At 56.0% G+C, this 12,289-nt stretch carries 5 protein-coding genes and 9 tRNA genes; 1 reads left to right on the forward strand and 13 read right to left on the reverse strand.

Annotation, left to right across the window (positions count from 1 at the left end; genetic code table 11):
• Positions 1-177 precede the first annotated feature (177 nt).
• Positions 178-675 carry a hypothetical protein gene (locus EKM86_RS11710; RefSeq protein ID WP_125758235.1) on the forward strand — a complete coding sequence of 166 codons (498 nt, stop codon included), beginning with the start codon at positions 178-180 and terminating at the stop codon, positions 673-675.
• 61 nt (positions 676-736) lie between these two features.
• On the opposite strand, the gene rpoC is transcribed toward EKM86_RS11710, so the two are convergent.
• From rpoC to EKM86_RS11775, 13 genes are all read right to left on the reverse strand, one after another.
• Positions 737-4,405 carry a DNA-directed RNA polymerase subunit beta' gene (gene rpoC, locus EKM86_RS11715; RefSeq protein ID WP_125758237.1) on the reverse strand — a complete coding sequence of 1,223 codons (3,669 nt, stop codon included), beginning with the start codon at positions 4,403-4,405 and terminating at the stop codon, positions 737-739.
• A gap of 12 nt (positions 4,406-4,417) precedes the next feature.
• Complete coding sequence (gene rpoB, locus EKM86_RS11720) at positions 4,418-8,020, reverse strand: DNA-directed RNA polymerase subunit beta (RefSeq protein WP_304599175.1); 3,603 nt, start codon at positions 8,018-8,020, stop codon at positions 4,418-4,420.
• 248 nt (positions 8,021-8,268) lie between these two features.
• Positions 8,269-10,773 (reverse strand): ATP-dependent Clp protease ATP-binding subunit, encoded by a 2,505-nt coding sequence (locus EKM86_RS11725; protein ID WP_125758241.1) that lies wholly within the window; start codon positions 10,771-10,773, stop codon positions 8,269-8,271.
• A gap of 64 nt (positions 10,774-10,837) precedes the next feature.
• Complete coding sequence (locus EKM86_RS11730) at positions 10,838-11,305, reverse strand: CtsR family transcriptional regulator (RefSeq protein WP_125758243.1); 468 nt, start codon at positions 11,303-11,305, stop codon at positions 10,838-10,840.
• Positions 11,306-11,432: 127 nt separating this feature from the next.
• Positions 11,433-11,506 (reverse strand) — tRNA-Pro (locus tag EKM86_RS11735).
• 4 nt (positions 11,507-11,510) lie between these two features.
• Positions 11,511-11,582, reverse strand: a tRNA-Gly gene (locus EKM86_RS11740).
• Between the two features lie 28 nt (positions 11,583-11,610).
• Positions 11,611-11,684: transfer RNA gene (locus EKM86_RS11745), tRNA-Arg, on the reverse strand.
• Between the two features lie 11 nt (positions 11,685-11,695).
• Positions 11,696-11,781, reverse strand: a tRNA-Leu gene (locus EKM86_RS11750).
• A gap of 10 nt (positions 11,782-11,791) precedes the next feature.
• Positions 11,792-11,863 (reverse strand) — tRNA-Gly (locus tag EKM86_RS11755).
• A 12-nt stretch (positions 11,864-11,875) separates the two neighbouring features.
• Positions 11,876-11,948, reverse strand: a tRNA-Thr gene (locus EKM86_RS11760).
• A gap of 4 nt (positions 11,949-11,952) precedes the next feature.
• Positions 11,953-12,034 (reverse strand) — tRNA-Leu (locus tag EKM86_RS11765).
• A gap of 21 nt (positions 12,035-12,055) precedes the next feature.
• Positions 12,056-12,128, reverse strand: a tRNA-Lys gene (locus EKM86_RS11770).
• 2 nt (positions 12,129-12,130) lie between these two features.
• Positions 12,131-12,203, reverse strand: a tRNA-Val gene (locus EKM86_RS11775).
• Positions 12,204-12,289: the final 86 nt, after the last annotated feature.

Consider the following 12,289-nt stretch of genomic DNA (forward strand, 5'->3'; position numbering starts at 1 on the left):
CCATGGCGTTTGATGAACTATCGAGACTATCTTATGTCATTAGGAATGAACCGTTACGAAGCCAACCAAATGGCTTATCAACCGAGCAGATAATCACTTATTTTCGCGACAAAGTCGAAAAACGATTGACAGGAGAACTCCCATCGTTTGCGGAATGTTTTCTGTGGGGGTGAAGCCATGCTGACACTTACTTACCTCGTCCTTAGCGCGGGCTTAATTGCCTGGCCACGGCAAGAAGGCAGCGGCCGGTTTCTGCAAGGCGTGCTGCTGGGTCTGGGGCTGCTGGTGCTAACCAGCTGGCACAGTGCTTTCATTCTACTTGGGTTGACCTACTTTGGCCAGTGGGATCTGCACCAGCGCGTGGTGCCGGCACGGCTGTTTGACGGCTGGTGCCTCGTGATCGCCGCGACCACGCCGGAGCTGCACTGGGCCGTGGCCGCCTCTTGGCTGCTCGGCCTGGGGGTCTTGAGCCTGGCCACCGCAGGCATGGGCAGCGCCGACTTGCTCGCCATCACGGTGCTGGCACTCGGCCTAAACCTGACAGACAGCCTCTTACTGGTCCTTGCCGCCTGCCTGTTTGGCCTCGCCCACTACCTCCAGCGATCAGGGTCAGTGCCGCTGCTTTTTCACCTGCATTTGGCTTATCTGCTGCTGGCACTGATCACGCCGCATTGACTGCACATAAAAAGACCCAACGCTGGCCAATGCCTGCGCTGGGTCTTTCAATGAATCCAGACTAGTCTTTTGAATCGGGTGAGTCCGTCTTAGCGGCGTCTTCAGCCTTCATCTTGGCTTCAAGGTCAGAGATCGAGTAGACGCTGTTTGAAACAGTGCCCACGGTCTTTGGCTCCATGTGACGGTAAGTGGCCATCCCAGTCCCAGCCGGGATGATCTTACCGATGATGACATTTTCCTTGAGCCCGATCAGCGGATCGTTCTTGCCGCGAATCGACGCATCGGTGAGGACACGTGTGGTTTCCTGGAAGGAAGCCGCAGACAGGAAGGAGTTGGTTTCCAGTGACGCCTTGGTGATCCCAAGGAGCACCGGCCGGCCGGTGGCAGGAATGCCGCCAGAGATCAGCGTCTTCTGGTTGCGGTCCTTGAAGTCAGCAATATCAAGCAGCGTCCCCGGCAAGATGTCGGTGTCGCCCGGATCCATGACCCGGATCTTGCGAAGCATCTGGCGCACCATCACTTCGATATGCTTATCGCCGATTTCAACCCCCTGCATCCGGTAAACCTTCTGGACTTCAGCCAGCAGGTAGTTTTCCGTGGTCAGGACGTCTTGAACCTTGATCAGTTCCTTTGGATCGATCGACCCACCGGTCAGACGGCCGCCGCGATCGACGTGGTCGCCTTCAGCAACCGCGACAGAGGACGCGTAAGGCACACTGTACGTCCGGGTGTCGGTCTTGCCGTCCACCGTAATCTCACGGGTGTGTTCAGCCGGATTTTCATCGATGGCAGAAACAGTCCCGTCAACTTCGGAGATGACCGCGAGCCCCTTCGGGTTACGCGCTTCGAAGATTTCCTGAACCCGGGGCAGCCCTTGCGTGATATCTTCGCCGCCAGCAACACCGCCAGTATGGAAGTTACGCATGGTCAGCTGCGTACCAGGTTCGCCGATCGACTGAGCGGCAACGGTGCCGACGGCTTCGCCGACTTCAACCTGCTCGCCAGTGGCCAAGTTGCGGCCGTAGCACTTTTGGCAAACCCCATGACGGGTGTTGCAGGTGAAAATCGAACGAATCGTGACACGTTCGATGCCGGCATCGACAATGGCTTGCGCCTTGTCTTCGTCGATCATTTCGTTCTTCTTGACGATGATCTCGCCAGAGTCAGGGTTAACGACAGACTTCGACGCGTAACGACCAACCAAGCGGTCGTAAAGCGGCTCGATCATTTCGTTGCCTTCCTTGATTGCCGAGACGACCAGGCCCCGATCGGTGCCACAGTCTTCCTCACGCACGATGACATCCTGCGCTACGTCGACCAACCGGCGAGTCAGGTAACCTGAATCGGCAGTCTTCAGCGCGGTATCGGTCATCCCTTTGCGGGCCCCGTGAGTGGACATGAACATTTCCATAACGGACAGGCCTTCACGGAAGTTCGACAGCACGGGCACTTCCATCATCCCACCGTTAGGCGCAGCCATCAGACCACGCATCCCGGCAAGCTGAGTAAAGTTCGAAATGTTACCACGAGCACCGGAATCACTCATCATGGAGATTGGGTTGTTCGGGTCAAAGGCGTCGATCAGCTTTTGCTGAATTTCGTCCTTGGCGTCGTTCCAGATTTGGATGACCCGATCATGACGTTCCTGATCGGTGATCAGCCCGCGGCGGAACTGCTTGGAAACCGTCGCGACCTTCTTGTGGGCCGCATCAACGATTTCCGGCTTTTCTGCCAGTTCTGGCACGTCGGCAACCCCAACGGTCAAACCAGAATGAGTGGACTGGGTGTAGCCCAAGGTCTTCATGTCATCCAGCAGATCAGAGGTCCGCTGCACTTTGTAAACCTTGAACACTTCGGCAATGATGTCCGACAGGAAGCTCTTCTTAAACGGCTCGGTGATCGGTGCATCACGCAAGTAAGCATGAATGTCCTCGCCAGGCTTCAAGAAGTACTTGTCAGGCACACCGTTGACGATGTTGTCCTGTGTCGCAACGTTCAGGAACGGGAAGTCTTCTGGCATGATCTGGTTAAAGATCACGCGGCCGACTGAGGTCACCATGATCTGGTGACGCTGCTCGTCAGTGAATGGCTTCTTTGGCAGCGACGAAACCGCCAGGCCGATCCGGCTGTGCAGGTGCACGTCGCCGTTTTGCAAGGCCATCAGCACTTCGTTGGTGTCCTTGAAGATCATGCCTTCGCCTTCGCGGCCCTTCTGCTCCATCGTCAGGTAGTAGTTACCCAAAACGATATCCTGAGACGGGGTGACAATCGGCTTGCCGTCACGAGGGGCCAGAATGTGGTGGGCGGCCAGCATCAGCATGCGGGCTTCCGCTTGAGCCTCATCTGACAGCGGCACGTGGATCGCCATCTGGTCCCCGTCGAAGTCGGCGTTGTAAGCTTCACAAACCAGCGGGTGCAGGCGAATCGACTTACCGTCAACTAAGACGGGCTCGAAGGCCTGAATCCCCAGACGGTGCAACGTAGGGGCACGGTTTAACAGCACCGGCCGCTCCTTGATCACGTCTTCGAGCACATCCCAGATGTCCTCGTCTTCGCGGTCGATCTTGCGGCGAGCGTTCTTGATGTTGGAGGCCAGGTTGCGGGCAACCAGCTCATGCATCACGAACGGTTTGAACAACTCAAGCGCCATCGAACGCGGCAAACCGCATTGATAGAACTTCAGCGTCGGCATGACGTCGATGACAGAACGGCCGGAATAATCGACACGCTTGCCCAGCAAGTTCTGACGGAACCGGCCCTGTTTTCCTTTGAGCATGTGGCTCAGGGACTTCAGTGGCCGGTTGCCTGGCCCGGTGACGGGACGACCGCGCCGCCCGTTATCGATCAAGGCATCGACAGCTTCCTGGAGCATGCGCTTTTCGTTTTGCACGATGATGTTCGGCGCGTTCAGGTCAAGCAGACGCTTCAACCGGTTGTTGCGGTTGATTACCCGGCGGTACAGGTCATTGAGGTCGGAAGTCGCAAAGCGGCCGCCTTCCAGCTGAACCATTGGGCGCAGATCCGGTGGGATGACTGGAATGGTGTCCATGACCATCCAAGCCGGGTCATTGCCGGATTCCAAGAAAGCATCCAGAATGTCCAACCGGCGGATCGCACGGGTCCGCTTTTGGCCCTGAGCCTTCTTCAGGTCTTCCTTCAATTCGGCAACTTCCTTAGGGAGGTCGACCTTCTGCAGGAGTTCCTTGACCGCTTCGGCACCCATTTTGGCGTCAAACCCGGCCCCGTACTCGTCGCGCTTTTCGCGGTAATCACGCTCAGACAGCAGCTGCTTCTTTTCAAGCGGCGTGTCACCTGGGTCGATCACAACATAAGAAGCAAAGTAAATCACTTCTTCAAGGGCGCGTGGGGACATGTCCAAAACCAGACCCATCCGGCTCGGGATGCCCTTGAAGTACCAAATGTGGGAAACCGGTGCTGCCAACTCGATGTGGCCCATGCGCTCACGGCGCACCTTGGAACGAGTCACTTCGACCCCGCAGCGGTCACAAACAATCCCCTTATAGCGGATCCGCTTGTACTTCCCGCAGGCACATTCCCAGTCTTTGGTTGGCCCGAAGATGCGTTCATCAAACAGTCCGTCCCGCTCTGGCTTCAGTGTCCGGTAGTTGATGGTCTCGGGCTTTTTAACTTCCCCGTACGACCAACTGCGGATCTTGTCAGGCGAGGCTAGGCCGATTTGCATACTTTCAAACTTGTTGACATCAATCAAAGGGCTAACCTCCTATTTCTTAGTTTCGCCGGAAGTTGGCTGATCAGTCGCGACGTTCGCGGCGTCCTTGGCCTTCTTCTCTTCTTGCTCCTGCGCAAACTTAGCGAGGGCATCGACTGACACAACATCGTCATCGTCGTCGTCCATGTCGCGCAGCTCAATTTCATTCTTATCCTGATCCAGGACCTTCATGTCCAGACCCAGTGCCTGCAGTTCCTTGACCAGCACCCGGAATGATTCCGGGACACCAGGTTGTGGAATCTGCTCGCCTTTGACGATGGCTTCATAGGTCTTGACCCGGCCAACGACGTCATCGGACTTGTACGTCAGAATTTCTTGCAGGGTGTAAGCCGCCCCGTAAGCTTCCAAGGCCCAAACTTCCATTTCGCCGAACCGCTGACCGCCGAACTGAGCTTTACCACCCAGCGGCTGCTGCGTAACCAGGGAGTAAGGTCCAATGGAACGGGCATGGATCTTATCGTCGACCATGTGGGCCAGCTTCAGGTAGTACATGACGCCGACCGAGACCCGGTTTTCAAATGGTTCGCCGGTGCGACCATCGTAGAGGATGGACTTGCCATCTGCGGCCATGCCGGCTTCCTTGACGGTTGCCCACAGGTCGTCATCGTTCGCCCCGTCAAAGACTGGGCTGGCAATGTGAATGCCCAAGTTGCGAGCCGCCATCCCCAAGTGGAGTTCCAGCACCTGCCCGATGTTCATACGGGAAGGCACACCCATTGGTGACAGGAGAATATCGACTGGCGTGCCATCTGGCAGGTACGGCATATCCTCTTCAGGCACAACGACCGAAACGGTCCCTTTGTTCCCGTGACGGCCGGACATCTTGTCGCCGACCTGAATCTTCCGCTTTTGGGTAATGTAGACACGGACCATCATGTTCACACCAGGAGACAGCTCATCGCCGGCTTCCCGGGTGAAGATGCGGACGTCTTGAATGATGCCGCCGCCGCCATGAGGGACCCGCAGTGAGGTGTCACGCACTTCACGCGCCTTTTCACCAAAGATGGCGTGCAGCAGACGTTCCTCAGCGGACAGCTCGGTGACCCCTTTAGGGGTGACCTTGCCGACCAGAATGTCGCCGTCGCGAACTTCAGCCCCGATGCGCACGATCCCGAATTCATCGAGATCCTTCAGCGCATCTTCGCCGACGTTCGGAATTTCACGCGTGATTTCTTCAGGCCCGAGCTTGGTGTCGCGGGCTTCAGATTCGTACTCCTCAATATGAATCGAGGTGTAGGCGTCGTCCTTGACCAGCTTCTCAGACAGCACAATCGCGTCTTCGTAGTTGTACATGTTCCATGTCATGAAGGCGATAACTGGGTTCTGGCCCAAAGCCAGCTCCCCATTCTCCATCGCTGGGCCATCGGCGATGATTTCGTCTTCGTCGACTTTGTCACCCAGACGCACGATCGGCCGCTGGTTGTAGTTCTTGCCGGCGTTCGACCGCTGGAACTTCATGAGTTTGTAAGTGTCTTGCGCGCCGTCATCGCGGCGGATCTTGATCACCTTGGCGTCGACATACTCAACAGTACCGGCGTGCTCCGCAAGCACGGCGATCCCGGAGTCGTGAGCCGCCTTGTATTCCATCCCGGTCCCAATCAGTGGGGCGTGCGGGTTGATCAAAGGTACAGCCTGACGCTGCATGTTGGCACCCATCAGCGCACGGTTCGAGTCGTCGTTTTCCAAGAACGGAATGCAGGCCGTCGCGACCGCGACAACTTGCTTAGGCGAAACGTCCATGTAGTCGATGTGGTCAGCGGTCGTTTCAATGTTGACATCCTTCGACCGGGCCAGAATCGCGTCTTCGGCAAACGAGCCGTCGTCGTTCAACTTGGCGTTGGCCTGAGCGACAACATAGTTATCTTCCTCGTCAGCGGTCAGGTAGTCGATCTTGTCGGTGACTTTATGCGTATCCCAGGACACACGGCGATAAGGGGTTTCGATGAACCCATACTTGTTGACCACCGCGTAAGACGCCAGACTATTGATCAGCCCGATGTTTGGGCCTTCAGGCGTTTCAATCGGGCACATGCGACCGTAATGTGTGTAGTGCACATCACGCACTTCGTAGCCGGCACGGTCACGGGTTAAACCGCCAGGTCCAAGGGCAGACAGGCGCCGCTTATGCGTCAGCTCGCCCAGCGGGTTCGTCTGGTCCATGAACTGAGACAGTTGTGAACTGCCGAAGAATTCCTTGACCGACGCAACCACTGGCCGAATGTTGATCAACTGCTGCGGGGTGACCGTGGCGGCGTCTTGGATCGACATCCGCTCGCGGACCACACGCTCCATCCGAGACAGGCCAATGCGGAACTGGTTCTGCAGCAATTCACCCACGGAACGGATCCGGCGATTGCCCAAGTGGTCGATATCATCGGTCGAGCCGATGCCTTCCTGAAGGTTCAGAAAGTAATTCATCGACGCAATGACATCGGCTGGCATCAGGTGCTTGGCCTTCGGATCGATGTGACCGTTACCGATCAGCTTGACCTCTTTCTCCGGGTTAACTTTCGAAAAGACCTTCACGACCTGCACCGTCATCGGATCAGTGACCACCCCTTGGTCGGACGGCTGGTAAGTGACGGTCTTGAAATCGTCGCGATCTAGATAGCCGCCAAGCGTGTCCATCACGTGGCGATCGATCTTGTCGCCCTTTTGCGCGATGACTTCGCCGGTATCTGGATCCGCCAGCGTCTCTGCCAAGGTCTGGCCAAGGAGGCGAGTCTTCAGGCTCAGCTTCTTGTTGACCTTGTAGCGGCCGACAAAGGCCATATCGTAGCGCTTCGGATCAAAGAACCGGGCGTACAGCAAGGACCGTGAAGAATCGGCAGTCTTCGGCTCGCCTGGACGTAGCCGTTCGTAAATATCCTTCAACGACTCGTCGGTACGCGAATCGTCGGTGTTCTTGTGAACATCCTTTTCCAGTGTCAGCATCAAGGAATCGTTGTCGCCAAAGATATCCAAGATATCCTGGTCGGCGCCAAAGCCGAGTGCGCGCACCAGCTCCGTCATTGGGATCTTGCGCGTGCGGTCGATCCGCACATACGCCAGATCCTTGGCGTCGGTTTCGTATTCAAGCCAAGCCCCGCGGTTTGGGATCACCGTGGCACCATATGTGACACGCGAGTTCTTGTCGGTGGCGCTGTTGTAGTAAACGCCAGGACTACGGACCAACTGAGAAACGATGACTCGCTCAGCGCCGTTAATGATAAACGTGCCTTGCTTGGTCATCAGCGGGAAGTCGCCAAAGAACACGTCCTGGCTCTTGATCTCGCCAGTCTCGTGGTTCGTCAAGCGTAAGGTGACGTGCAGCGGCGCCGAATAGTTAGCGTCGTGTTGACGCGCTTCATCAACGGTATATTTTGGTTCCAGCAACTGATAATCAACATATTCCAAGGACAGTTTGCCCTGGAAATCTTCGATCGGCATGATGTCGTCGAACATTTCCTTTAAGCCTTCGTCAAGGAACCACTGATAGGAGTTGGTCTGGATCTCGATCAAGTTAGGCAGATCGAGAACTTCTTTGATGCGGGAATAGGAACGGCGAGTGCGGTGTTTGCCGTAATTCACTAAGTGTCCTGCCAAATTGTTCACCCCTCATTGGATTTTTCGGCCATCTTGACTGTAAATTTAATGTAACGATTGTTAAATTTAGAATACAGTCGGTGGTTAGCGGACGTTTTGAGCAAAAAAAAACGAAAAGCAGACGATGATTCACACCGGTACTACTTTTACGTTTTTATATGTCACGACGGACAATAGATCGCCGCAACTGATGTCCTAGCCGAAATGCAATTGCACTAATGTTACCTCGTTTAGGACGGCTTGTCAATCTCCCCTGATTACGCGTGGACCGGCTCTTTGGCCTTTTGCGCGGGCTGCTGGCCCTTCTTAATATGGAAGGTCAGCTTGCCTTTCGTCGCGCCGATGGTGATCGTGTCCCCTGCGCTGGCCTGGCCGGTCAACAGAAGTTCGGACAGCTGATCCTCAACGTCACGCTGGAGGGCCCGGCGAATCGGCCGCGCCCCGTACTCCGGATCAAACCCTGCCTTGGCAACGGCATTGATGCCAGCTGGCGTGATTTTGACCGTGATGTCCTGATCGCTCAGGCGGTGCAGGACTTGCTTGGTCATGATCTTAACGATCTCATGCAGCTCTTTTTCCGTCAGACTGTGGAACACGACGGTTTCGTCGATTCGGTTCAGGAACTCCGGCCGGAACGCCTTCTTCAGCTCTTCCAGCATCCGCGACTTCATGGACTTGAAGTCCTGGGTTGGACTTTCCTTACCAAAGCCCACTGCCTTGTCGTCTCGCAGCGAGGTCGCCCCGATGTTGGACGTCATGATCAAGATGGTGTTGCGGAAATCGACCCGCCGGCCCTTTGAATCGGTGAGGAAGCCATCGTCTAGGACCTGAAGCAAGATATTGAAGACATCTGGGTGGGCCTTTTCGACTTCATCCAGCAGCACGACGGAATAGGGTTTGTTACGCACCTGCTCGGTCAGCTGGCCGCCTTCGTCGTATCCGACGTAGCCAGGGGCCGCACCAATCAGCCGACTAGTGCTGTACTTCTCCATGTATTCAGACATGTCGACCCGGATCATGGCGTCTTCTGAGCCAAACATTGCCTCAGCCAGTGCCTTGGCGAGTTCGGTTTTGCCAACCCCAGTCGGGCCGAGAAACATGAACGACCCGATTGGCCGGGTTGGGTCCTTGAGACCACTGCGCGCCCGGCGGATCGCCCGCGAAACGGCAGACACTGCTTCGTCTTGCCCAACGACGCGCTCGTGCAGAACCTTCTCCAGGTTGACCAGCCGCTCGGATTCTTTCTTCTGCAGCTGGGTGACTGGCACGCCGGTCCACTGGGACACCACTTCGGCCACGTCTTCCGGACCCACCTTCACGTCGGTCCGCACGCCGTTGGCATCCACTGGCTCAGGCGCCGCGTCAATCTTGGTGCGCAGCTTCTGCTCTTTTTCACGGATCGTTGCGGCAGTTTCGAAGTCCTGATGCATGATGGCATCGTCCTTGGCCTTGACCGTTTCCTTCAGCTGCTTTTGCAGCTTATCGGCCTTGGTTGGGCGATCCGCCTCATCCAAGCGCACCTTCGCCGCACTTTCGTCCATCAGATCGATGGCCTTGTCAGGCAAAAAGCGGCCGGAAATATAGCGACTGGACAAGGAAACGGCCTCGTGCAGCGCCTCGTCGGTGATGGTGACCCCGTGATGCGCCTCGTAGCGCGGCCGCAGCCCCTTGAGAATCTGTTCGGCCTCCGCCTCACTTGGCTCCTCAACAGTGATCGTCGCAAACCGCCGCTCGAGCGCAGCGTCTTTTTCGATGTACTTCTGGTACTCGTCCAGCGTCGTTGCCCCGATCAGCTGCAATTCACCGCGCGCCAGTGACGGCTTCAAAATGTTGCTGGCATCGATTGCACCTTCAGCGCCGCCCGCCCCGATCAGGGTGTGCAGTTCGTCGACAAACAGGATGACATTGCCGTCTTGATAGATTTCATCGATGACTTTCTTGAGCCGATCTTCAAATTCGCCGCGGTACTTGGTGCCTGCGACCAACGAGCCCATGTCGAGCGCCATCAAGCGCTTGTTCTTCATGTCGTCCGGCACTTCCCCGGCGACGATTTTTTCTGCAAAGCCCTCGGCGATCGCCGTTTTACCGACGCCCGGTTCCCCGATCAGCACCGGGTTGTTCTTGGTACGCCGGGCCAGGATCTGAATCAGCCGACGGACTTCCTTGTCGCGGCCAACCACTGGATCCATGCGGTTTTCGCGCGCCAGTTGGGTCAGGTCACGCGCGAGGCCATCCAGCGTTGGCGTCCCCTGACTGGCTGGCCGACCGCCGCGCGGTGCGCCAGCGGCCCCGCGGTGCTTAGCTGCGGCGTCTGAAATGCCCATTTTCTTCAAAACCAACTGACGAGTCTTGGCGAGGCTGAGATCCAGGTCCTGCAAAATGCGGGCTGCCAGGATGTCGTCTTCGCGCAAGAGCCCCAGCAGAATGTGCTCGGTCCCGATTTTAAGGGCGCCGAGGCGCTTGGCTTCATCGCCGGCAAAACTCAGGATTTCCTTGCCCTTCGGTGAGTAGGGCAGATAAGCGTCCTTGCTCTGACTGCCTTCGTCAACCGTCCCATAGCCGGTAAAGCGTTCAATTTCATCATGAATATCTTGTTCGGAAATGCTGAGCTGACGCAGCGTCTTGCCGGCGATCCCCTCTTGCTCCATGACGAGCGCCATCAGCAAGTGCTCCGTTCCCACTGCATGGTGGTGGAAGTACTTGGCTTGTTCCTGTGCAATCATCAGTACATTTTTTGCACTTGGGGTAAATAAGTTGTCCATAAGCACGCTCCCTTTGATAACTTCAAATCTGCTCAGCAAACATTAAAAACAAATTAATTGGGTTCTATCTTTCATACCGCAAACTGTCGAGAAAAGCAAGTAGCAGTCGTGCACGCAAGGTCTCTTCCGCCTCACGGTCCCCCATGTTCAAAGTCCGGTGGCTCAGCAAGGCCAGCATCATGTTACCTGACTGCCGATCGATCAAATCGGCGTCGTACAGCTGCTGGATCAGTGCCTCCCCATCCCGCTCCCGAAGCAGCTGAGGGATATTTTGAGCCATCAACGAGATTAGGTCCTGATCGTCTCGCAGGTGCACCTTGAGTATGCGAATATACCCGCCTCCGCCGCGCTTGCTTTCCACCACATAGCCGCGCTGCGGGGTGAAGCGGGTCTTGATCACATAATTGATTTGGGACGGGACGCAATTGAAGTGCTGGGCGATTTCAGCGCGGCTGATTTCGACCTGCCTCGAGGAATCGAGCATGGCTTTCAGATAATGTTCGATCACATCGGAAATGTTTTGTCCTTGCATTCGCTTCACCCTTTTTGACTTTGACTAATCTTGACCTTAATTATACTGGTTCTCAGCGAAAAAGCCAGCACCGTTCACCGCGCCTGAATACACAAAAAAACTGATGTCGACTGACATCAGTTGCAGATCGGGAAAACAAGATTCGAACTTGCGACCTCTACGTCCCGAACGTAGCGCTCTACCAAGCTGAGCTATTTCCCGATGAAGCGGAAGACGGGATTCGAACCCGCGACCTCCACCATGGCAAGGTGGCGTTCTACCACTGAACTACTTCCGCAATGCAATTGCCGGGAAGAACCCCGGGATGCACCCAGTAGGAGTCGAACCTACAACCTTCTGATTCGTAGTCAGACACTCTATCCAATTGCGCTATGGGTGCATAAAATGTAATGCCGAGAGTCGGGTTCGAACCGACACGGTAATCACTTACCGCAGGATTTTAAGTCCTGTGCGTCTACCAGTTTCGCCATCCCGGCAGCTCGTGAAAGCGGAAGACGGGATTCGAACCCGCGACCTCCACCATGGCAAGGTGGCGTTCTACCACTGAACTACTTCCGCAAACTGGTAAGATGCCGACTAGAGGGTTCGAACCTCCGACCCCCTGTTTACAAGACAGGTGCTCTGCCAGCTGAGCTAAGTCGGCGTAATGCGGGTGAAGGGACTCGAACCCCCACGGTATTAACCACTAGAACCTAAATCTAGCGCGTCTGCCAGTTCCGCCACACCCGCAGATGAAGAACCTAATGGAAATGAGCCGTGACAGGCTCGAACTGTCGACCCTCTGATTAAAAGTCAGATGCTCTACCAACTGAGCTAACGGCTCAATGGAGGATACAGGGCTCGAACCTGTGACCCTCTGCTTGTAAGGCAGACGCTCTCCCAACTGAGCTAATCCTCCATCAATATAAAGCGCGGCAGCTTCCTACCCTCGCAGGCAGTCACCCACCAACTACTCTCGGCGTAGAGAAGCTTAACTTCTGTGTT

The organism is Lacticaseibacillus hegangensis, from assembly GCF_003946465.1.
GTDB classification, from domain to species: domain Bacteria; phylum Bacillota; class Bacilli; order Lactobacillales; family Lactobacillaceae; genus Lacticaseibacillus; species Lacticaseibacillus hegangensis.